Origin of the sequence: Streptomyces sp. NBC_00582 (assembly GCF_036345155.1) — a bacterium.
GTDB lineage: Bacteria > Actinomycetota > Actinomycetes > Streptomycetales > Streptomycetaceae > Streptomyces.
Genome location: NZ_CP107772.1, coordinates 212,888 through 235,884, shown reverse-complemented (window position 1 = coordinate 235,884; position 22,997 = coordinate 212,888). Strand labels below are relative to the sequence as shown.

Genomic DNA, 22,997 nt, shown 5'->3' with positions numbered 1-22,997 from the left:
GCCTGAGCCGGCGGCATCCGCGGCGGCGGGGGTGGGAAGCCTGCGATCGCCTGAGCCGGCGGCACCCGCGGCGGCGGGGGGTGCGAAGCCTGCGACCGGGGGCCACCGAACGGGACACGCCCCCGCCGGGGCCGCTACGTCACAGCCCCCGGGCGCCTCCCGTGGGCCCGGGCGCCCACCGCCCCGGCCCGCGAAGAGGGAAGGGGGCGGGCATCCCTGCGCGCTCCGCGCATCGCGGCCCCGATCGCCCGCTCCCGCGGCGAAGCAGGCGAACGGCCGCCCCCGCGCAGGCGGGTGAGGTGACCGCCCGGACGATGTCCTTGACCGTTTCCTCCCGCGGAGCCGGCCCGCGCTCGGAGCGCACCGGTGCGCGCCCGCCGCCCGCCCGGGGAAGCCGCCGGCACCGCCGGCGGCGTCGGCGGCCGCGGCCCGTCATGCGCGCTGCTCCCTTCGAGAGCGGGACACCACGCCGGGCGGCCGGAACAGAACGCGCCTGATCTGCGGCTTTGCCGTCGGCGGCGAGCGTACGGCGCGCTTTTGCGGTTGCGGCACCGGCGAAGTAACTGCTTGCTGGAGAGCAGCCGCAGTGCACGCCCCAGCATCCGACACAAGGAGCCATGATGCAGTCCTCCATGTCCGACGCAGTTCTCGCCGGCGCCGACGCTGCGGTCCTGGAGTCTCTTCCCCTGCCGGACCACTTCCCCGCCGCCGTGGTCCGCAAGGAGGACGTCGACATCTTCCGGTCCATGGAGGACAAGGACGTACGCAAGTCCCTTTTCGTCGACCGGGTCCCCATGCCGGAGCTGGCGCCGGACGAGGCGCTGATCGCGGTGATGGCGAGCTCCATCAACTACAACACGGTGTGGACCGCCATGTTCGAGCCGGTGCCCACTTTCCAGTTCCTGCGGCAGATGGGCCGCAGCGGCGGGTGGGAGGCACGTCACGACCTTCCGTATCACATCGTCGGGTCCGACGCCTGCGGGGTCATCGTCCGCACGGGATCGTCGGTCCGCAGGTGGAAGGTGGGCGATCACGTCGTGATCTCGCCGGCCTACGTCGACGAACAGGACCCCGACACCCATCGCGACGGGATGCTCGGTGAGGGGCAGAAGGCCTGGGGCTTCGAGACCAACTTCGGCGGGCTGGCCCACTACGCCGTCGTGCGGGCCAGCCAGCTGATGCCGAAACCGGCTGCGCTGAGCTGGGAGGAGGCAGCCGTCAACCCGCTGTGCGCGAGCACCGCGTACCGGATGCTGGTCAGTGAACGCGGCGCCCGGATGAAGCAGGGCGACGTCGTCCTCGTCTGGGGTGCCAGCGGCGGTCTGGGCGCCTACGCCGTCCAGCTCGTCCTGGGCGGCGGCGGCATCCCCGTCGGCGTCGTCAACTCCGCGGAGAAGGCCCGCGTGTTGAAAACGCTGGGCTGTGAAGCGGTCATCAACCGCACCGACATCGACGAGGGCGATCCCACCCTTCTGCAGCGGCCGGAGGGCTGGAAGAAGATGGGCAAGGCCATCCGCGCCGCGGTCGGTGAGGACCCGCACATCGTCTTCGAGCATGTCGGGCAGAAGACGTTCGCCGCGTCCGTCTTCCTGGCCAGGCGCGGAGGCACCGTCATCACCTGCGGCTCGAGCACCGGATACGAACACCTCTACGACAACCGGTATCTGTGGATGCGCCTGAAGCGGATCATCGGAAGCCACGGCGCCAACCTCCACGAGCAGTGGGAGGTCAACCGGCTCCTCGCCCTGGGCCACGTGGTGCCCACGCTGTCCAGGACCTACCCGCTCGACGACGTCGCCGCCGCGGCGCGCAGCGTTCAGACCAACCAGCACATCGGCAAGGTCGGCGTGCTGTGCCTGGCGCCCGCGCCGGGGCTGGGCGTCACCGATCCGGGCGCCCGGGCCCGGATCGATGACAGGCGCCTGCACGCCTTCCGCCGGTGACTACTGCCCTGGACCGGCGGCCCGCTGCGCGAGTGCCCGCGTCAGATGCCGGGCGATGGCGGCGACGTGCGGTGGGTCGATGAGGGAGAGGTGGTCGCCCTGCACGGGCACGATCTCCAGGCGGGCGCACAGCGGCGCCCAGCCCAGATCCGCCTCCGGCCTCAGATACCGCGGGTCCAAAGCGGTGGTCAGGGGCTGCGCCTGCTGGGCCCGGTAGAGGACCACGTGCGCGCCGGTGGGCTGCGGGGTGTAGCGCTCGCCGACGCGTGCGTCCACGTACGAGGTCCGCTGGTGCTCCATGATGCCCGGGCTCATGTCGAGTCCCGCCTCGGCCACCAGGCGCATGACGACGTCGATCTGCTGCTCGTCCGGGGTCGCCGCAAGCTCGTCGTAGGGCAGATCCAGCTTCTTGCCGTACGTCTTGTCGATGTACTCGGCGAACCGGGTGAACCGTTCCAGGAGCAGCTCGCGCGAGTCGAGGTCGGGAAGGGCGGCCGGCAGGATCGTGTCGATCAGGCCGAGGAAGCCGACCTGCCGGCCCGCCTGTGCCAGCTGGCGGGCCGCCTCGTAGGCGAGACAGCCGCCGAACGACCAGCCCAGAAGACGGTAGGGCCCCTGGGGCTGGAGGTCTGTGATGAGACGGACGTAGTGGGCCGCCTTCTCCTCCATCGTGTGCAGGTCGTCGACGCGCTCCATGCCGTACACGGCCTGGTCGGGCGGCAGGAGCTGGGTCAGGGGCCGGTAGACGGAGGTGGGCCCGCCGGCCGGGTGGAAGGTGAACAGGGGGAGGCGGGCGGAGCCCGGCGAGGGGGGCCGCAGGACGGTGACCGTGGAGTGTCCGTCCGGGTTGACCGAGGGCCGGATCAGTTCCGCGATGCCGGCCACCGTCCCCGCGGTGAGCAGGGCCGGCGCGGTCAGATCCAGCCGCATGCCGTCCAGACGCCCGCGGATCACGTCGAGGAGGCGTCCGGCCGCGTCCTGGTCGGCGCCGGCCGCGGTGAAGTCGCTGAAGACGTCCGCGGGGCGCTGCCCCAGCACCTCGGCCCAGGCCCCGGCCACCAGGCGTTCGGCGGCGTCCCGGGGCTGGATCGAGGACGGCAGCGCGGGCCGGCGGGGCGAGCCCGCCGCGCCGGCGGTCCCCTTCGGCGGCGGGGCGGGGGTCCGTACGTTGTCACCCTTGAGGCCGAGGCCGTCCAGGACGGCCTCGCCGATCTGCTCAAGTGTCGCCCCGCGCAGCATGAGGTCGGGCGCCAGGTCGATGCCGAAGTCCTGCCGGGCGGCATTGCGCAGGCGCACCGCCATCAGCGAGTCCAGGCCCAGCCGGGGAAGCGGAACGCTCTGGTCGATGCTCGCCGCCCCCAAGCCCATGACAGCGGCGGTGCGCTCGACCAGGCGTGCGTAGACCTTCCCCGCGGCGCCGTCGCCGAGCGCCCCGATACCGTCGGGGCCGGCCCAGTCGTCGCCGGGGGCGGCATCGCCGGGGAAGCACTGTGCGAAGAACGGGATGGCGGACACGCCGGGAAACGCCCCGAGGACTTGTTCGGTGTCGAAGTGGGCCACCCCCGTGTGCGTGCGGTGGTGCACGACGAGCGTCTGCAGGGCGTCCAGCCCCTCGCTCAGGGTCAGTGACCGCAGCGCCATGGCCCGCCCCGCGGGCACGCCACCGGTCTCGCTCCAGGGCCCCCAGGCGATGGAGGCGGCCGGCTTTCCCTCGGCCCTGCGGCGCTGCGCCACCGCGTCCAGCCAGGCGTTGGCGGCGGCGTAGGCCGACTGGCCGGGGGAGCCGAGCAGCGCGGCCGCCGAACTGTAGAACACCCACCAGTCGATGTCGTGGGGGGCGAGGGCCTCCTCCAGGCGCAGCGCGCCGAGCACCTTCGCCCGCAGCACGGTGTCGATGTCACCGGATGCCAGGTCGGTGATCATCCGGTCGTGGAGCACGCCCGCGCAATGGGCGACGCCGCGCAGCCGGTGGCCCTCGCTGAGCGCTGCCCGCACCAGGCGCGGCGCCACCGCGGGGTCGGCGATGTCGCCGTGCACCACGGTGACCGAGGTCCCGTGGGCCTGCAGCTCACCGATGACCTTGCGGGCCTGCGGCGTGGCGGGGCGCCGCCCGTTGAGGACCAGGCGGCCCGCCCCCTGCTCGGCCAGACGGCGGGCTGTTGCCAGCCCCAGCCCGCTCAGGCCACCGGTGACGATGTAGGCGCCCTGCCGGCCGACGAAGGGGGTCTGGTACTGCTGCGCGGTCAGGTCGGCGGGAGAAAGACGGGCGACGAGCCGGGTCCCCGTCCGCCAGACGACCTCGTCCTCGGCACTGTCGCCGAGCAGTTCCTGCAGGAGTTCCTCACCCGATCCGAGGGAGTCGTCCAGGTCCACCAGGCTGGCCCGCAGCAGGGGCTGTTCCAGGGCCAGGGCGCGTACGAGGCCGCGCAGACAGGCCAGGTTCGGCCGGCCCGTCTCTCCCGGGTGCACGGCCCGGGCCCGCTCGGTGACCATCCACAGCCGCGGCTGGCGCCCGGCTGGCACCCCCGAGGCGATCCGTCGCGCGACCCGGCAGGCCGTGTGCAGGCCCGTGGCGTCGGCGGCGTCGGCGGGCGGCCGGGTCAGCAGCAGCACCACGGCCCGGTGGGCGTCGGATTCGGTGCCTGCCAGCCAGTCGTCGAGGACCGCTTCCGTATCCGTGCCGCAGGCCGCACCGACCGTGGTCCGTACGCCCTTCGCGCGCAGCGCCGCGTCCAGGGACGACGTCAGCGGGCCGGTGGCGCCGCCGGTGGGCGCCTCGTGCGCCAGGAGCAGGACGCTGTCGAGCGCTTCGGGCAGCGCGGCGGGCGACTTCTGCCACTGGATGTCGTAGCTGAGCGCTTCGAGCGGCCTGCGGATCTCCCCGTGGCCGGGGGAACGCAGCCGCACGCCGCGGGCGGTGATCCGGGTCTGTCCCCCGCGCGCCACGACGTCCCACAGCGCGTCCGCCCCGGGGACGGGGGCGTCCTGCCCGGGCGCGGGCGCCGCCGGAAAGGCCTCGATGGTGACCGGCTCGCGCCCGGTCGGCTGCTGGAGGTGCAGGTGGCGCACGGCGGCGGGGACGGTGGGCGCGCACCCGGCGCCCAGGGCGTTGCCGTCCGCGCTCTGCGCCCCGCCGGGAGCCGGCGCGTACAGCAGCGCCGTGAGGAGGGCCTCGGGCCCGGGCAGGTCGCGTTCGCCGTCCGCCGCCTCGTCCCCGGCGGGTTCCCACTGGCTGACGAGGGTCGCCGGCGGGCTGGTGAGGGAGGTGTCTTCGCACGGCACCACCCCGGTGCCGGTGGTGACGTGCGCCGACGCGTAGCAGTGCCAGCTGCCGTCCGCCGCACGGGCGTTGACGGTGACCCTCGCGCGCTCGCCGGCGGGCTCCCACAGGAGGGTGACGGGGGTGCTCGTGGACAGCGGGAGCCACCGGTCGATGACGAGGTCTTCGAGCAGGAGGTCCGCCGCGGCGTCGTGCCCGTGGACCTCCCGGGCGGCCGCGATCACCAGGGCGGCGGCCGCGGGCAGGGTGAGCACCGGCTGTCCGTGCAGGGCACGGGCGAAGGGGTGCGGGCCGGACGTGCCGAGGTCGCTCTGCCACAGGACGGCGCCCGTGCGCGGATCGTCGGTGCGCACGGCGAGCGGGCCCGCACCGGGAACGCCGCAGGACGGCGTGGCGCGCCGGCGGTCGAACCAGTACCGGCCGTGGCGCCACAGGGGGCTGGGAAGGGCGGTGCGGCCGCCCGCGGGCCACAGGCGGCTCTCGTTCACCCTCACCCCCGCGAAGTGCAGCCGGGTGAGCGCGGTGCGCAGGCCGACCGCCTCGTCCGACCGCCTGTCCAGGGTGGGGATCACCCACGTCTGTGCGGTGGCGCGGGCCGCGTGGAGGGTTTCACTCACCGGCACCACGGCGATGGGGTGGGGGGAGATCTCCACGAAGAGGTCGAGGCCGTCGTCGGCGGCGGCCTCGACGGCCTGGTGCAGACGCACCGGGCGCCGCACGTTGGCGCACCAGTAGTCGGCATCGGCGTGGACCGCGGCGCGCGGATCGTCCAGGACGGTGGTGTACCAGGTGACGTCGGCCCGGCCCGGGGCGAGCGTGCCCAGGGCGTCGCGCAGGGGCGCAAGGACGACGTCCACGGCCGGGGAGTGTCCCGCGCCCCCGACGTCCAGCAGCCGGGCGAGACGGCCCTCGGCGGCCAGGTCGTCGACCAGACGGCGCACTTCGGGGGCCGGCCCGGTCACCGTGCACCTGCGCGGGGAGGAGTGCACGGCGATCTCGACGCCGGCATACCGTGCCAGCACCGGCGCCCGTTCCCCGGCGTCCAGCTCGAGGGCGGCCATGGCGCCGGCGCCCTCGGTGTCGACGGCGGCCAGCTGCGCCGACCGCGCGAGGACGGCGCGCAGGCCGTCGGCGGCGCTGAGCGCTCCGGCGACGACCGCGGCGCTCACCTCGCCCACCGAGTGGCCGATCACGGCGGCGGGCCGCACACCGTAGGCCTCCAGGGTGCGGGCCAGCGCGACGTGCATGCCGAACAGCAGGGGCTGGACATGCTCGACGCCCGCGCCGGCCGACACGTCGAGCAGAGTGCGCAAGGAGTGACCCGTCGCCTGCGCGTAGAGCGGATCGAGGTCGCGCACCGCGGCGTCGAACAGCGTGTCCTGCTGGAGCAGGCGCCACCCCATTCCCGGCCACTGCGAGCCGTGCCCCGAGAAGACGAAGACGGGCCGACGGCCCGCCAACGCCCGCACCGCGTACTGGTCGGGGCAGGGCGCGACAAGGCCGAAGCCCTCCTGGGCGCGGGCGAGAGCCGCCAGCAGGCGGGCCGCTTCCTCGTGGGTGCGTGCGGTGACGGCGGCGCACACCGGCCCGCTGCGGTGACGGGCGAGCGTGTGGGCGAGGTCTCGCAGGGACGGTGCGTCGTCGCGGGCGGCAAGCCGTGCCAGGGCGGCGGCGGCGTCACCGATGCGCTGTGCGGAGCGCGAGGACACGACCAGCACGTGGGGCCCCTCACCGGCGGCAGCGCTCTCCTCGCTGCCCGCCGCGCCGGAGGCGGTGACGGGCGCCTGTTCGAGCACGATGTGCGCGTTGGTGCCCCCGAAACCGAAGGCCGACACCCCGGCCCGGGCGGGGCGGCCCTCATGGACGGGCCAGTCCTGGGGGGCCGAGACCACCCGCAGCCGCAGGCCGGTGAAATCGATGTGCGGGTTGGGCGTGTGGAAGTGCAGATTTTGCGGGATGTGCCGGTGGTGCAGCGCCAGCACGGTCTTGACCAGACCGACGATTCCCGCCGCGCCCTCGAGATGCCCCAGGTTGCTCTTCACCGAGCCGATGAGCAGCGGCTGGTCGGCGGGCCTGCCGCGGCCCATGACGGCGCCGAGCGCGCCGGCTTCCATGGGGTCGCCGAGCAGGGTGCCGGTGCCGTGCGTCTCGACGTAGTCGATGCTGCCGGCGTCGACCCCGGCGGTGCCCAGCGCCCTGCGCAGGAGGCTTTCCTGCGCCGCCGGGTTGGGGGCCATCAGGCCGGCCGACCGGCCGTCACTGTTGACCGCGGAGCCCTTGACGACGGCCAGGATCCGGTCGCCGTCGCGCTGCGCCTGGGCCAGCCGCTTCAGGACGACGACCGCGCACCCCTCCGCGCGGGTGATGCCGTCCGCCGCCGCGTCGAAGGGTTTGCACCGCCGGTCCGCCGCCAGCGCCCCGGCCTGCTCGAAGGACGCCGTGACGGCCGGCAGCAGCAGCACGTTGGTGCCCGCCGCCAGGGCGGTGTCGCACTCGCCGCGGCTCAGGCTCACGCAGGCCTGGTGCACCGCCACCAGCGAGGACGAGCAGGCCGTGTCGACCGTGACACTGGGACCGTGCAGGTCGAGCAGGTACGACAGCCGGTTGGCGGCGATGCTTCCCGCCGCGCCGGTGCTGGTCCACGGCGTCAGGCGCGCGGGGTCCGCCGTGGTGAGGTGCCCGTACTCGAGGGCACTGAGGCCGACGAACACACCCGTGTCACTGCCCTCGAGGCCGAAGGCGGGCCGGCCGGCATGGTCCAGGGCCTCGCAGGCGACCTCCAGGAGCAGACGCTGCTGGGGGTCCATCACCTGCGCCTCACGCGGGGTGATGCCGAAGTACTCCGCGTCGAAGGCCTCGACGTCGTCGAGGAAGGAACCCTGCCCGATGACGTCCTCGACGGGCGCCCCGCCCAACGAACCGGTCGCGAAGGACCTGCGGCGCGCGGCCGGCACATCCCCGACGAAGTCCCTCCCGGCCAGCAGCTGCTTCCACAGCGCCTCGGGGCCGCTGACACCCCCCGGCAGCCGGCAGCCCAGACCGATCACCGCGATCGGCTCGGGCGCCGGCGGGCCCTCGCCCACACCACCGCCGCCGGCAACGGCCGCCGCGCCGGCGGGCCGGTCACCGCCCCGCGGCCGCCCCTCGTCCTGCCCGCGCGAGCGGCCCGCACCGTCCCCGACGGTGCCCAGACGCCGCACCAGCTCGTCGATCGTGCGGGTCTCCCACAGCAGCGTGGCGGGCAGCGACAGGTCTAACACCTGCTCCAGCCGGCCCGCCAGAGCCACCGCGCCACGCGAGGTCAGCCCGTACTCCACCACAGGACGCGCGTCGTCGATCTCCTCCTGCGCCACCCCACAGGCCTCCGCGACGAGCCGGCGCACAACCGACCGCAGTTCACCGCGGGCAACCGGCCGCCGCCCGGATGCCCCCGTTGCTTCCCTGTCCGCTTCCATCACTCTCTCCCTCTGCCTGCGCTCCAGCCCGTGCCCCACGGTGGTGCCTACGCGTCGGCGCCCCCGCTCCACACCCCCGTCAGGTACCGCTCCCGGCAGGCACCACGGGCCACCTTGCCGCTGGTGGTGTGCGGCACCGTGCCCGGCGGCACCAGAACGAAGTCGTGCACGGCCGCCCCGTGCCGGGCGGCGACCGCACTGCGCACCGCCCGCGTCACCTCCTCCAGGGCGATCAGGGAAGGGTCCACGTCCCGCGCGTGCTCGGCCACCACGACGAGCCGTTCGCCCTCGGCAGCAGGCACCGCGAAGGCGGCGAGGTGATGGGGGCGGATGGCGGGATGCGCCTTCTGGGCGCTCTCCTCGATGTCGTGCGGATAGTGGTTGGTCCCGTCGATGATCACCAGGTCCTTCAGCCGCCCCGTGACATAGAGCTGCTTGTCGTGCCACACCCCCAGATCCCCGGTGCGCAGCCACGGGGCGCCGCCGTCCTCGCCCTGCACCACCGCGCCGAACGTGGCGGCGCTGTCCTGCTCACGGTTCCAGTAGCCGCGGCCGATGTTCGGCCCGCGCAGCCAGATCTCGCCGATCACGCCGTCCTCCCGGCGCCGGCACGTCGCCGGATCGACGATCGCCAGCTCCTGACCGGTGGGACGACCGCACGCCACCACCTCCACGGCCGTTTGCCCGTCGGCGGCATCGACGGCCCGGGCGATTCCCCGCCCCAGGGCCTCCCGGTCGAAGGACGTGACGGTCGGCTCCTCGCCCACCGGCGAAGCACACACGAACACCGTCGCCTCGGCCAGCCCGTACGAGGGACGCATGAGCACACGCCGCATGCCCGCGGACGCGAACCCCGCCTGGAAGCGCTCCAGGGTGCGCGCCGCGACCGGCTCACTGCCGTTGACCATCGCCGCGACGGATCCCAGCGAGAGCTCCGCGCGGTCCTCGTCCTGCAGGCGGTGAAGACAGTAGTCGTAGGCGAAATTGGGCGCGGCGGTCAGCGCACCGCGATACCGGGACAGCAACCGCAGCCAGCGGGCCGGCTGCTGGATGAACGCCAGCGGGTCCATGACCACGGAGGGAAGATGACCGAGGATCGGCAGGGCGACGGCCAGGACGAGTCCCATGTCGTGGTAGAGCGGCAGCCACCCCACCGTGCAGTTGCGGCCCCGGGCGAGGTCGTACGCCTCCAGCGCCTGACGGGCGTTGGCGCACACATTCGCATGGGTGATCTCCACCCCCGACGGAACACGGGTCGAGCCCGAGGTGTACTGCAGATACGCCACCTGCTGCGGATCAAGCCCCCCCAGGGGGGAACCGGATCCCGTGGCCGCGCCGCACAGATCCGACTCGGTGACGATCCGGCACGTGGCGGGAATCTGCTGGTCGGCGCAGAACTCCGCAAGAGGACGGCGCTGCTCCTCGACGGTCAGCACCAGGGCGGGAGCGGCGTCCTTGAGCACGGCCGCGAGTTTCTCCGCATGCCCCGGCAGAGAGGGCATGAACATCGGGACGGCGATCGCACCGGAACACGCGGCCGCCAGGAACCCGACCATGTAGGCGAGGCTCTGCGGCGCGACGACCGCCACTCTCTCACCGGGCGCACACAGATTCCGAATTCCCGATGCGGTGACACGAACCCGTTCCTCGAGTTGATTCCAGGTCAGTGAGGTGGCCTCGCCGGCGCCGGCACTGTAGTCCACAAAGGTGACGGCTGTTTCATCCGGGGTGAGAGCCGCTACATGGGCGAGATTGTGGCCGAGTGTTTCTGTCACCAGTGATGGCACGTGCTCACCAAACCTTCATTCCGCATGCAAGAGTGGCGCCGCTCTGCCTGCCTCCGTGGGGCATCCGGACTCCCAACAGGGCTTGGCGCGTGCCGCGGCTTGCCAGGTCATCGATGGCACAGCGAAACACGGAGATGTCGACATATTCCAGTGACACGCCGGTACCGTGCGCGAAGACGAGATCACGCGGGAGGGCGGCCTTACAGTCCAGACACCTGTTTTTTCCCCACGCCGGGGTATCGCACCTCGGGAGGAAACCGTGAGCCGACTACGCGCCGCCAGCGTCGTGTCGACTGCCGTTCTCTCCACATTTCTGACCGCACTCGACGGCTCCATCGTGAACGTGGCCCTGCCGCAGATGCGCCACCAACTCTCACTGTCGGAAACAGATCTGAAATGGGTGGCCACCGCATATCCGCTCACCCTGGCCAGCCTTCTGCTGATGGCCGGCCAGCTGACCGACACCAAGGGCCGGCGCTGGGCACTGCTCACCGGCGTGGCGGCCTTCACACTGGCCTCCGTCTGCTGCGCCCTGTCGACCACCGGCATGATGCTCGTCTGCTGCCGCGCCCTGCAGGGCGCCGGTGCCGCGTTCATCCTGCCGTCCTCGCTGGCCGTCATGGCCACGGACGTGCCACGCCGGGCACGCACCGCCGCGTTCGGCGCGACGTCGGCCACGATGGCCTCCGCCCTCGCCTTCGGGCCCGTGATCTCCGGCGTGGTGACACAACACCTCGGCTGGCAGTGGCTGTTCGCCCTCAACATCCCCCTCGGGCTGGCCGGCTTCGTCATCGGGGCCGCGGTGATCCCCGGGCCCGCACACCACCGCGGCGCCCGCCCCGGGCCGGCCGCCGTCGTACCGCACCACATGATCACGCTGGCCTGCCTGTCCCTGGCCGCCCTCGCCTACTTCCTGATCCAGGGACCCAGCTACGGATTCACCGAGCCGCCGGTCATGCTCTGCGGGATGGCCGGCGCCACCGGCCTGCTCACGCTCTACTGCATCAGGAGACCCGGACGCAGCCCCGCCCTGGTCACCCTGCTGCGCCGGCGCGCCTTCGCGGGGGGAGTGATCACCCAGCTCCTGTGGGGCCTGGGAGTGAGCGGGGTGTACTTCTACACCTCGCAGTTCCTGCAGAACAGCCTGCGGCTGAGCCCCACCCGGGCCGGGCTGGCGTTCACCCCGGTCGTCTGCGCACTGTTCGTCACCGCGCCGTTCGTCGGCGCCCTCGCCCGACGATGGACAGACGCCCGCGTCGCCTCCTCGGGGCTGCTGCTGGTCGCCGCGGGACTGCTCCTCGTCGCAGCCGGCAGCCACCGGGGCCATCTCCTCGACCTCCTTCCGGGACTGGCGGCGGTGGGAACGGGCTCGGCCCTGGCCCTGCCGCTGACCACCCAGGCGCTGGGCGCCTCCCCCGACCACCTGTCGGGCTTCGCCGCCGGTCTCTTCAGCGCCGCACGGGAGCTGTCCGGGGTGTTCGGCATCGTGCTGGTCGGCGCGGTGGTCACCTTCGTCGAGAAATCCCTCGCCACCGGCCACGCCCCCGACGGCCAGGCGTTCACGACGGGCTACCAGGCCGGACTGTGCGTCGCGGCCGTGCTGGTGGGGGCCGGCGCACCCGTGGCCCTGTGGGCCCTGCGCCGCTCCCCCCAGGTGAGGAACAAGACCCTCGTCGACTCCTGACGGCCCCCCGCGGCCGCCCTAAAGGCAGGCAAGAACCCCCCTCAGGACGCGGCAGGCTTGCCCGGCGCCGTCCTCCGCGCGCAGCGCCCCGCCGAGCCGCCGCGCGCAGCGCCGGTAGGCGGCCTCGCCGGTGAGCGCCGAAAGCCGCTGAAGAAGGCTCCCGGCCGTCAGGTCCCGGGCGGGCAGCGGACGGGGGCCCGCCCCCAGCGCATGGACGCGCGCCCCCCAGTACGGCTGGTCACCGAAGAACGGGCACACCACGGACGGCACGCCCGCCCGCAGCGCCGCGAAGGTGGTGCCCGCGCCCCCGTGATGGACGACCCCCGCCATCCGGGGAAACAGCCACTCGTGAGGGGTGTCGGAGACGACCAGCATGTCGTCCTCACTCATCGCCGGGTCCCCGGCGAGCACACCGCGCAGGCCCGCCCGTCTCAGAGCGGCCCTGACCATACGGTCCGTACGCCGCGGGTCGGGGGTTCTCATACTGCCGAACCCCACGTACACCGGCGGCGGCCCGGCCTCCAGGAAGGCACGCAGCCGCTCGGGGGGAGTCCACGAGGGCCGCTCGAGGTTCCAGAAACCCGTCAGGTGCACGTTCGGCCCCCAGTCCGCCGGCCGCTGGACCACGGCCGGGCTGAAGGCGCACAGCACCGGGGCGCGGCGCACCATGCGCAGGGGGGACAGCAGCGGCAGGGGCGCCAGCCCCCGCTCCCGGACGCGCCAGCGGTTGAGGAAACGCCGGGCCAGCAGCCAGGTGCCCATGTCCACCGCGTCGTAGCTGACCCGGTTGCCGAGACTGCCCAGGGTCCGGGCCGGTACGAAGGGGTGCGGGAAAGCGCCGGTGGGCTGGCTCGGCTGGAAGTGGAGCACCGCGTGCGCAACGCCCAGGCACTGGCTCAGATGCACACCGAACAGGCCCAGGGTCGGCGCCAGGACGAGGTCCGCGCCCTGCGCGCACGCCTGGGCGTGGTCCAGGACCGTTTCGACACACGGCCGCAGGACCCGGTTCATCCTGCGGACGAAGGCGAACGGGCCCGGCCGGCCGGACAGCAGCTCCTGGCCCGCGACGGATTCGATGATCTCCGCCGGGTCGACCGGCAGCGGATAAAAGCGCACCCCGGTTTCCGCGATCAGCTGCTCGTAACGCATGCTCGCCAGCACCCGCACCGCGATGCCCCGGCGCACCAGCGCCTGCCCCAGGGCCAGGCAGGGCTGGACGTCGCCGCGCGACCCGCCGGCGAAAATCATCACCGTTGGCTGCCCCATCCCGATGACCTCTCTCCACAGCGGCGGCCCGTGCCCTGCGGCGGGCTACTGTCCCAGAACGCGCACCACGGCGGGCCAGATGCCGTGCAGTTCCTGCTGCCAGTAGGGCCAGGAGTGGGTACCGGGCCGGTAGATGTGCGTCGTGGTCGTCACGCCCGCCGACCGCAGCGCCGAGGCGAATCGCCTGACCTGCCGGGGGAGCACCGTCTCGGCCACCGAACCGACGAGCATGACGTCCAGCGGGTGCCCGGTGTCCAGCGGGCCCACCGTTCCGTCGCCCGAGGAGAGGTGGACGCGCGTCCCGCGGAACGACCGGGGCATCGCGGCGGGGTTGTGCTCCTGCCAGATGGTGAAGTCCCTCACCGGATCGCCCCAGACCTCACTGATGTCGACGCCGTCCCTCTGCGCACCCAGCTGCAGGGTCAGACGCACCGACGGCTCGTTGAGGTCCACGTACGAGCTCATCGCCGCCACGTACCGGAACATCCCCCGGTGGTGCGCCGTGTAGTTGAGAGCCCCGAACCCTCCCATGGACAGCCCCGCGATCGCCCGGGAGGAGCCGGCACGGTAGGACTTCTCCATGAGGCGGACGAGCTCACCGGTGTGGAACGTCTCCCACAGGCGCTTTCCGGAGTGCCAGTCGCTGTAATAGCCGAATTTCCCGCCGTCAGGCATGACGACCAGCACGTCCGTGTTCCTCGCGAGTTCCTCGATATCCGTCTCACGCGTCCACGACGTATAGTCGTCATTCCCGCCGTGCAGCATGTAGAGAACCGGGAATTTACGCTCCTTCTCCGTTTCCCAGCTCTTCGGGAGAATAACCCGCACGGGAATATCGGACTGCATTGCGGGCGAATGCACCATGAGGTCCCGGGTGCGCTCGTCGATGCGCGTGACCGAAACAATACTGGCCTCCCCGGCCCTGTTCTGCCGCACATCGCCCGGGCTATGGGCGTGGGCCGGGATTTCCGCAGCGAACAGCAATGCGGCAAGGGCCAGGCCGGCATGGAGAAATCTTCTGGCGCTGAAGGCCGGGAACGTCGGACGAGTAAGCGTGAACGGCATGTTCTTGAGCGCTCCTTGAGAGAGCGGGCCGACCTGGCGAGGCTCTTCGCTTCAGCCTGACGCGGGCCCGCACACAGACGGACCCCACCATGCCCCGAAATCAGCGGTCGGCCCCCACATGACACACCGCCGGCCGCACGTGATCACCCCTAAAGGCGCCATCTTGTTCGGGCGCCGGGAACCGGTCCCCGAAGAAGAACGGCCGCACCTTCCCGGGGCAGAAGGATGCGGCCGCACGGGTTTCGTGCGCCGCCTGCCCCCCCGCGGGCGCCGTCGCGGGAGCGGGAGGCGTTCCTGCGGGGTCACAGGACGCGGTCGAGGCCGGCCCTCCCGAGGATCGCCGCGGTCACCGGACCGCCCGACCTCAGCACGTCCGCCACGAAACGTCCTCGTCCGACCCCGAGCCCGCGCAGCGCCCGCCCGTGGTCGGCCGCTACTACCACCACCGCGCCGAGGAGCATCACCCGCCAGCCCGCCAGCAGGGGCCGCCGGGCCGCGCGCGGCAGCTCCGCGACGGACGCGCGCAGCCGCGCGCAGTGGAAAGGGACGTGCCGCTCCTCGTCCGCCAGGATGCGGCCGGCGACCTCCGACGTCAGCGGATCGCCGGTCCCGTCCCGCAGCGCCCGGTAGTAGCGCAGGGCGACCACCTCCGCGACCATCAGCAGCAGCAGCTCCGTGCGCAGCCCCGGCACGCGGCGCAGCCGCGCGAAGGCCCTGTCGCTCCAGTGCCCGGCCCGCGTCGTCGCCCCGCCCGCCTTGAGCAGCAGAGCGAGAAGCCTCGCGTGGTTCTTCTCCTCGGCGACGAACAACCGCAGCGCCGCCGAGTACTCCGGATCGCCCGCCGCATCCGCCTTGGCGAACAGGGCCGAGCTGTCGCCGTCCTCGCCGGCCTGGAACCGCTGGACGCTCGCCCGCACCGCCGGGGGCAGGGAGGCACCCGCCTCCCAGTGCGGGTCGGGCCGGGCCGCGCGGCGGTCGCGTTCGGTCTCGAAGTGACGGGCCCACTCGGCGAATCCCGAGGCCCTCATGCCGCTCTCTTCCATCCCCCCGCCCCGCTCAGCCCCGCCCGGACGGGGCAGCGCCGCGATAAGCCCGGCGGCCCGGACCTTGCCGTTGCGCTCCCGGACGGATCCCCGCGACAGGAGGTGCCCCGGCGCTCGGAGGACCTCCGGCGAACAGCACGGCCGCGGGAGGCACGACGGAGTTCCCCGGCCCGGGCAAGTGCCTCGGTACGTGCCTCACCACGCTCGGTGTCGTCATGAGCGCAACAAAACAGCACAGGGGTCGGGGGCACGTCGGTAGGAGTACGTATTCAGGTACGTATGCGCCGTCACCGCCCTGTGTGCCGCGGCCGCGCGGTCTCCCGGCAGCCGGAGCCGGCGTCACGCTCGTAGGTGACACAGGCCTGCGCCGGGCTGCCTGCGGGAAGCGGACGATGACCTCGGTACCGGTCGTGAATCCGCCAGACTTGGCGTGGGCACTTCAGCCGGGCGGAGGGGGCCGGTAGTCTGCCCGGGCGCGAGCAAGGGGGGCCGGGCCGTGTATGTGGTGGATGTGCCGATCGACAGCGCCGCAGGCGATTCCGAGGTCGTCCGGGTGCAGGTCCGGGAGCTGGACGAGGGTCTGCTCCCGGTGGCACGGCCGGGGCGTTCGCCATCCGTGCGGGCCTCGCGTTCCTTCGGCGAGATGCTGGCCACCGTACGACCTGTCGCCGAGAACTTCGTGACGAGCCTGAAGGGCATGGCGTCCGCTCCGGACGAGGTCACCGTGCAGTTCGGCATCTCGCTGTCCACCGAGGCCGATGTGCTGATCGCCAGCACAGCCGCCGCCGCCACCTTCGCGGTCTCCATGACCTGGCGCACCTCCGCTCAGGAAGGCAGTGCCGCGACAGGCTGAGCGCACGGGGAAACGGGGGACGCGCAGTGGGACAGACCACAGGACCGGAAGTCCTCGAGGCTTCGATCCTCAGGATCAGGGGCGGCGACGGGCGCCCCGTGGGGACCGGCTTCCTCGTGGCCCCCCATCTGGCGCTGACCTGCGCCCATGTGGTCAGTGCCGCCCTGGGGCGGCATGACGGTGATCCGGCCCCGTCGGCGGATACCGCCATCGAGGTGGATCTCCCGCTCGGCCGGGACCCCGAGAGCGCCCCGGCCGCCGCCTACGTGGAGTACTGGGAGCCCGCTCACCCCCGGGGCGGGGGCGACATCGCCGTGCTGCGGTTGCCCTCCCCGCCCGCTGGTGGCGCACCGGTGCGGATGGCCGAGGCGCGAGACGTGTGGTCCCATCCGGTACGGGCCTTCGGATTCCCGGCGGGCCGTGACCAAGGCGTCTGGCACGCCGGGCGGTTACGGGCCAGACAGGCGTCGGGACTGGTGCAGTTCGAGCAGGCGGCGCCCGAGGGCTACCCGATATCAAGGGGCTTCAGCGGCGGACCGGTCTGGGACGACGAGTTGTCCGCGGTGATCGGCATCGTGGCGGTCGCCGAGCCGCGAGCGCCTCGGGCGGCCTTCCTGATCCCCACCGAGCGGATCGTGGCCGCGTTTGCGGTTCTGGGAGAGTTCGCGCGTCCCCAATCCCCGTTCCGCGGGCTCGCCGCCTTCCAGGAGAGGGATGCCGGGGTCTTTCACGGCCGTTCGGCGGAGAGCGCGGAACTCGCCGCCGTCGTCGGGGCCAAGCCTGTGGTCACGGTGGTGGGTCCGTCGGGCTGCGGCAAATCGTCACTGGTCCTGGCCGGGGTGGTGCCCCGGCTGCGGGCGTCCGGATACGCGGTCGTGGTACTGCGGCCGGCCCGGACCGGTTCGCTGGTGTATGCCCTGGCCGCCGAGCTGACCGCACTGATGCGGCCGGAACTGGCAGGCACAGAGCGGCTGCGGGAGATCCGCGCCCTGGAGAGGGAACTGGCCGAGCACGGCCTGACAGGGGCGGTGGACGACGTCCTGCGCCGCTCGGGCGCCCACAGCCTGCTGGTGATCGTGGACCAGCTCGAGGAGGCACTCGCCGACGACGCCCCTGACCTCGGCTCGGCGGTGCGCCTGCTCTTCGCCGAAGGCCGGCCGAACAGGCTCAGGGTGCTCGCCACCCTGCGGGCCGACTTCCTGGACGCCGCCCTGAACCACCCCGGGCTCGGCGCGGTACTCGGCGAGGAGATCCATGTTCTGGCTCCCCTGCTCGGATCCCGGCTCAGAGAAGTCGTCACCGTCCCGATCGACGCCATTGCGGCGGTCTCGTACGAACCCGGACTCGTCGACAGGCTGCTCAGCGACGCCGCAGAGGCTCCCGGCATCCTGCCGCTCCTCGGCTTCACGCTCGCGCGGCTGTGGGAGCGGCAGTCACAGGGCCGGCTCACCTTCGCAGCGTACGAGAACCTGGGCGGGGTCAAGGGCGCGCTGGCGAACCAGGCGGAACACTCCTGGCAGGAGTGCGTCCGGGAGGGGACCGAGGCGGTCGCCCGCCGGCTGTTCGTCCAACTGGTCAGGGTTCCGATGGGGGGCACGGCAGCCACCCGCCAGGTCGTGGCACGCGGGGAACTGGGGCCGCACCAGTGGGAGATCGCCCGCACCCTCGCCGAGCACCGGCTGCTGGTGCTCGACCGGGACGTATCGGGCCGCGACACCGTGGAACTGGCGCACGAGGCGCTGATCGGCTGCTGGCCCAGGCTCCGCGGGTGGGTCGAGGAGGACCGGGACTTCCTGGTGTGGCGGGAGAACCTGCGGCACGACATGGCCCGGTGGGAAGCCGCCGGCCGTCCCCGGGGCCGGCTGCCGGACGCGGCGGCCCTGGAGGCGTCGCGGCGCTGGCTGGACAGCCGTGGCCCGGATGTGGGGGCGGGGGAGCGCCACTACCTGCAGCAGGGGTGGGCCCGGCTGCGCGGCACGGTCCGGCGACGACGGGCGGTTGCCACCGCAGGGTTCGCGCTCATGACGGTCATGGTGGTCCTCGTCTCGCTCTTCGTGTACCAGACCGGGGTGAGCGCACAGCGCAAGGCCGAGGCGGAGTCCCGCTCGCTGGCCGCCGTCTCCGCGGACCTGCAGGTGCAGGACCCCGGCATGTCGATCCTCCTGGCGATCGCCGCGTACGCCACCTCACCGACCACGCAGGCACGCGACGAACTGCTGCAGAGATATGCCACGTACGGCACCGCCGACCGGGTCCTGTCCGGGGTCCCCGGCGAGATCAACGATGTGGCGGCGAGCCGGGACGGACGTGTGGTGGTGGCCGTCACCACCCTGGGCCGGGCGACGGCGTTCATCCAGGACGACAGCGGGCGCACCCACCGCGAACAGCTGCCCCTGACGACCAACGCCCTCTACCCCATGGTCACCGCGGACGGCAGCCGGGTCGGCTACACCGCCACCGGCGGCTCAGTGGTCTGGCACGACGTCCAGCGCTCGGGCGGGCATCTGCTGGGGCCCGCGCACACCGCCCCCGGCGCCCTGGACCAGACGGACGACAAGGGCTTCGGCTCCATGAGCCACGTCGCCGCGCTGGCCGCGGACGGGCGGCGGGCCGCCGCTGTCAGCAAGAAGCAGATCATGGTGTGGGATCTGGGCACCGCGACCGGCGGCAGGTTCGTCAAGGCCCCCTCATGGCTGGAGAGCGTCGACGCCGTATGGTTCGGCCCGACCTCCGACACCCTGCTGGTGCGGGGCACCATTCGGGTGCTGAGCTCCCACGACGACCTGCACAAGCCCCACGGTGAGGTGCTGGCCGTCGACCTGCGGACCGGCAGGACGACAGTGGTCGCCGAGCACGTGAGCGACGCGCAGGTCTCCGGCGACGGACGCGCGGTGGTGTCCTGTACCGCGCCCGAAACGGACCTCACCCCCTCTTCACGGCGGCACCCGACGTACAGCCGGGTGCCGGTGACCGAGAACCCCACGGACTCGGCGCACGGCCGGGCGAGCTACGTCCCGCAGACGCAGAACGTCACGGACTGCGAGGCGTACGGGACGGATTGGACCGGACAGCGCGTCGTCGTGAACAACTGGTCCGACGGGCTCGTGCAGCTGGACCTGGACCGGCGCACCACCTCGGTTCCCGGCATCGGCCACGACGAGCTGGGCGCCCTCCCCGTGGCCGTCGTGGAACGCGACCACAGGGCGACGGCCATGCTCGCTGTCGGCTACGAGGTGCGGTTCCTCCCCCTGCCCGCCACTGCCGTGATCTCGGTCCGGCAGGAAGCCCTGCTGCTGCACGGGGGACAGACCATGATCGCCGTGGAGGACGGAGGCCAGTGGCTGCGGACACGCAGCACGGCCGACCCGATGAGGGTTCTGGCTGAAGTACGTCGCTCCTATGCGACCGGACCCACCGACTCCCTCGACCCCTTCGTGATCAACGCACGGGAAAGCCTGGTCGCGGACCGGATCGCGGCCGACAAGATCGGCGTCTTCGCGCTGCCGTCCCTGCGCAAGGTCCGGGAGCTCTCGCCGATGCGGGCAGAGGGGCCGCAGGCGCAGGACCGGCAGTTCTTCTTCGACCGGGACGGACGACTGGTGACCTTCTCCGGCCGGTGGGCGGAGGTCTGGGACCCGGTGACGGGAGACAGGCGGTCCACGGTCGATCTGAGCGCCCTGGGCATGCGGAGACGGGACGGGGACTTTCTCGGCATCCGTCTGGCGAGGTATCCGCTGAGCGGTCACGTCCTCGTCCTCGGTGCCGGTGACCAAGCACGGGTCGTCGATCTGCGGACCGGCCAGGAGAAAAAGGACCTGCGCCTGGACCTCGGCCCCGACGCCGACGCGGCCTTCTTCGACAGCAGCGGCCGATACCTCGCGGTGCTGCGCCGCGGCTCCACCCCGGAGGTCTGGCGGACCCGCCCGCCCAAGAACCTGCTCGGCCCGCTACCCGCGATCGGCGCCTCACCGGGCGGCGCAGGCTACGTGGTCGGCTTCCTGCACGGCGACGGCCGCTTCCTCGTGGCCGACTCCGGCAAGGCCCGCATCTACCGGGTCGGCGACCGGTCCTTTGAGGAGTCCTACGACTTCGGCACCGCCACCCGCTTCCTGGACAGCACATCCGACGGCCGGACACTGCTGGTCTCCCGCCACCACTTTGACGACGACCGAAGCGACGTCCCCGCGCTGCTCCGGCTCGACCCCTCCCTGTGGCGCGCGAAGCTCTGCTCGGTCGTCGACCAACGCGACCTGACCGAGACGGAACGCCAGAGCGTGCCCGCTGCGCTCCCGCCCGGACCGATCTGCGGAAGCTGACCGGGGGCTCGCCGCCGGCGGTGCGAGGCGGCAGGACACGCGATCTCCTGCCGGTTGGCTCGGTCCGGTCCGGGCACTGTTGCCGAGGGGGAGAGCCGGATGCCCACCGGCGGGCCGAGGCCGGGGGCCAGGCCGCCGGCGGCCGGCTGGAGGGGGCGGCCCGCCCGGGACCGGTCCAGCTGCTGCTGGCGGCGTCCCCGCCGATCGTGGGCCGCGCGTGTGATCTCGCCGGCGCAGGCGTGGGCGGAGTCGGGGTGGTGACGGATGAACCGGCCGAGCGGCATCACCACCCGGCGCACCTGAGGGAGTCCTCCCGGGACCGCGGGCCGTGTCGTGGCCGGCGCGGGCTTCGGCGCGCCTGTCCGTCGCGAAGGGAAAGGGCAGGAGCGCACGATCGCGGACCCGCCCGGGCTGCGGCCGGAACCGGCCCCGGCCGCGCCGGCGTCCCACCGCGGCGACTTCCCGCACCAGTCGTTCGCCACGGCACACGACCAGGTCCGCCAGGCGTACGTCCTGGACCGCTACCGGGCGTTGCTCGCACGCCTCGCGGGATCGGCCCAGGTCCGCGTGCACCACAAGGTGTTCGACGCCGTCCCGGTCGCCTGACGTACCCGGCCGGCGGTCCGCGTGAGCACCGCAGCGCCGCCGGCCTCGCCGTGGGGCGAAGCGCGGCGGCGCTGACGTGTTCCGTGCCGGTGTCAGCTCCTCGTCCACTGCTGGTTGCTGCCGCCGTTGCAGTACCAGACGTCGACCGACGTGCCGTTGCCGGTGCCCGCACCGGACGCGTCGAGGCAGAGCGCCGGGTTCGCGACGCTGGTCACGGAGAGGTCCGCGTTCACGTTCCACTGCTGGGCCGCCGTGCCGGTGCAGTCGGTGATGACCACGGGGTCTCCCGCGGTGGCTCCGGTGCCGCCGACCGTCATGCACTTGTTGCCGTAGACGGTGAGCTGCTTGTCCGCGTTCCAGTTCCAGGACTGGTTGCCGCCGGCGTTGCAGTCCCAGAGGTCGAGCTGGGTGCCGTTGGCCGTGCTGAACCCGGGCACGTCGACGCAGCGGCCCGAGCCCACTCCGCGCAGGACCTCACCGGGAGGCGCGGGCGGCAGGTCGTTGACCGGCGGGGTCTTGCCGAAGCCGTAACCCCAGCGCAGCAGCGCGACTCCGGTGGCGCTGTTGTCCACGAGGTTGCCCTGGGAGTCCAGCGACTCGATCGAGTAGGAGTCGCCGAAACGCAGGCCCGGCCAGTACACCAGTCCCATCCCCTTGCTGCGGGCGGTGCCGGCCACGGAGGCGAGGTACGAGGTGTAGATGTTGCCGTTCCACGCGCCGTAGTTCAGGCCGATGGTCATCGGGGCGCCGGCCTCGTCGATGATGGTCCGCCCGGCGTACTTGCCGATCCGGGCTTCGAGGTCGGCGGTCCAGTCGGACTGCTGGGTGTAGCTGTTCCAGAACCCGTAGAAGTGCAGCGACAGCAGGGTTCCGCGCAGTTCGCGGGCCGCGCCGACACCGGTGACGTTGTCGTTGTAGCCGGTACCGCTGATCACGACACGGCCGCGCGGGACGTCCTTGTGCCGGGCCAGCCAGCCGCTGGTGACGGACACCCACTGGTCCAGGGTGTAGCCGTGCGGCTCGTTCATGGGCTCGAAGTAGACCCGCGGGTTGTGCTTGTACTCCCGCACCACGGTGTTCCACATCGTCTTCCAGGCGGCCGTGTCGTCGACCAGGCCGTCCTTGCTGGTGTCGGCCTCCCAGTAGCTGACGATGACCTTGTCGCCATGGGCCGTGGCCGCGTCGATCGTCGCCCGGTACGACTTCCACCAGATGGTGCCCACGGTGGCCGGGTTGATCGGCAGCCGCAGCGTGTTGGCGCCCAGGTTCTTCTTGAAGCCGCGCACCATCTTCTCCGTGGTGCGGTACACGGTGCGGTAGCTGTCGGTCACCGACAGCCCGCTCGGCACCACGGCGTCACTGGCGTAGTTGTCGCGCGGGTCGGCCCAGTTCACTCCGCGGAAGTCACGGGTGGCGCCCTTCGGCGCGGGCTTCACCGACGCCTCCTGCGAGGCGGCCTGCGTCCGGGGAGCCTGCTGGGCGAGGGCGGGGCCGGGGGCGGTCAGCAGCATGAGTGCCGCGCCGAAGCCGGCCATCAGCACCGTGGCCAGTCTTCTCGACCTCGTCGGGGTCTTTGTCATGTCGTCTCCAGTGACGGGAAAACGTGGAGGGCGGAGCGCGGGTTCGTCACCTGAGCCGAGGCATTGATGAACCTGATGAACCTGGGTCCGGGCGCAGACCCGGACCCGTCAGAACCGAC

At 72.6% G+C, this 22,997-nt stretch carries 11 protein-coding genes; 5 read left to right on the top strand and 6 right to left on the bottom strand.

Annotation, left to right across the window (positions count from 1 at the left end):
• The first annotated feature begins 632 nt into the window (after positions 1-632).
• Entirely contained in the window at positions 633-1,943 is a 1,311-nt protein-coding gene (gene ccrA, locus OG852_RS01070; RefSeq protein WP_330346843.1) for a crotonyl-CoA carboxylase/reductase, read from the top strand.
• On the opposite strand, the gene OG852_RS01065 is transcribed toward ccrA, so the two are convergent.
• On the bottom strand, positions 1,944-8,678 hold the full coding sequence (locus tag OG852_RS01065) for an SDR family NAD(P)-dependent oxidoreductase (RefSeq protein WP_330346842.1): 6,735 nt from the start codon (positions 8,676-8,678) through the stop codon (positions 1,944-1,946). It abuts the gene before it with no gap.
• 47 nt (positions 8,679-8,725) lie between these two features.
• Positions 8,726-10,453, bottom strand: coding sequence for a fatty acyl-AMP ligase (locus OG852_RS01060; protein ID WP_208117320.1), 1,728 nt, complete (start codon positions 10,451-10,453; stop codon positions 8,726-8,728).
• A gap of 271 nt (positions 10,454-10,724) precedes the next feature.
• Between OG852_RS01060 and OG852_RS01055 the strand changes: the two genes are divergently transcribed.
• Entirely contained in the window at positions 10,725-12,149 is a 1,425-nt protein-coding gene (locus OG852_RS01055; protein WP_330346841.1) for an MFS transporter, read from the top strand.
• Between the two features lie 18 nt (positions 12,150-12,167).
• Here OG852_RS01055 and OG852_RS01050 read toward each other — a convergent pair whose 3' ends face one another.
• The 3 genes from OG852_RS01050 to OG852_RS01040 form a co-directional block, all read right to left on the bottom strand.
• Positions 12,168-13,397, bottom strand: a complete 1,230-nt coding sequence (locus OG852_RS01050; protein WP_330351372.1) for a glycosyltransferase — start codon at positions 13,395-13,397, stop codon at positions 12,168-12,170.
• A 63-nt stretch (positions 13,398-13,460) separates the two neighbouring features.
• Complete coding sequence (locus OG852_RS01045; protein ID WP_330346840.1) at positions 13,461-14,480, bottom strand: alpha/beta hydrolase; 1,020 nt, start codon at positions 14,478-14,480, stop codon at positions 13,461-13,463.
• Positions 14,481-14,782: 302 nt separating this feature from the next.
• The gene (locus tag OG852_RS01040; protein ID WP_330346839.1) at positions 14,783-15,508 is read right to left on the bottom strand and encodes a ferritin-like domain-containing protein; all 726 of its coding nucleotides are present in this window, start codon (positions 15,506-15,508) and stop codon (positions 14,783-14,785) included.
• 511 nt (positions 15,509-16,019) lie between these two features.
• Here OG852_RS01040 and OG852_RS01035 point away from each other — a divergent pair.
• The 3 genes from OG852_RS01035 to OG852_RS01025 all read left to right on the top strand — a co-directional run bounded on the left by OG852_RS01035 (position 16,020) and on the right by OG852_RS01025 (position 21,298).
• Positions 16,020-16,376 carry a CU044_2847 family protein gene (locus OG852_RS01035; protein WP_166663681.1) on the top strand — a complete coding sequence of 119 codons (357 nt, stop codon included), beginning with the start codon at positions 16,020-16,022 and terminating at the stop codon, positions 16,374-16,376.
• A 26-nt stretch (positions 16,377-16,402) separates the two neighbouring features.
• Entirely contained in the window at positions 16,403-20,692 is a 4,290-nt protein-coding gene (locus OG852_RS01030) for a serine protease (protein ID WP_330346838.1), read from the top strand.
• Between the two features lie 333 nt (positions 20,693-21,025).
• Positions 21,026-21,298 carry a hypothetical protein gene (locus OG852_RS01025; protein WP_330346837.1) on the top strand — a complete coding sequence of 91 codons (273 nt, stop codon included), beginning with the start codon at positions 21,026-21,028 and terminating at the stop codon, positions 21,296-21,298.
• 92 nt (positions 21,299-21,390) lie between these two features.
• Here the strand turns inward: OG852_RS01025 and OG852_RS01020 are convergent, their stop codons facing one another.
• Positions 21,391-22,878 (bottom strand): ricin-type beta-trefoil lectin domain protein, encoded by a 1,488-nt coding sequence (locus OG852_RS01020; RefSeq protein ID WP_330346836.1) that lies wholly within the window; start codon positions 22,876-22,878, stop codon positions 21,391-21,393.
• Positions 22,879-22,997: the final 119 nt, after the last annotated feature.

Excerpts from the sequence above, each read along its gene's own strand:
- OG852_RS01045 (WP_330346840.1), bottom strand. The coding sequence starts at position 14,480 with ATGCCGTTCACGCTTACTCGTCCGACGTTCCCGGCCTTCAGCGCCAGA.
- ccrA (WP_330346843.1), top strand. The coding sequence starts at position 633 with ATGTCCGACGCAGTTCTCGCCGGCGCCGACGCTGCGGTCCTGGAGTCT.
- OG852_RS01040 (WP_330346839.1), bottom strand. The coding sequence starts at position 15,508 with ATGAGGGCCTCGGGATTCGCCGAGTGGGCCCGTCACTTCGAGACCGAA.
- OG852_RS01020 (WP_330346836.1), bottom strand. The coding sequence starts at position 22,878 with ATGACAAAGACCCCGACGAGGTCGAGAAGACTGGCCACGGTGCTGATG.
- OG852_RS01065 (WP_330346842.1), bottom strand. The coding sequence starts at position 8,678 with ATGGAAGCGGACAGGGAAGCAACGGGGGCATCCGGGCGGCGGCCGGTT.
- OG852_RS01050 (WP_330351372.1), bottom strand. The coding sequence starts at position 13,397 with ATGATTTTCGCCGGCGGGTCGCGCGGCGACGTCCAGCCCTGCCTGGCC.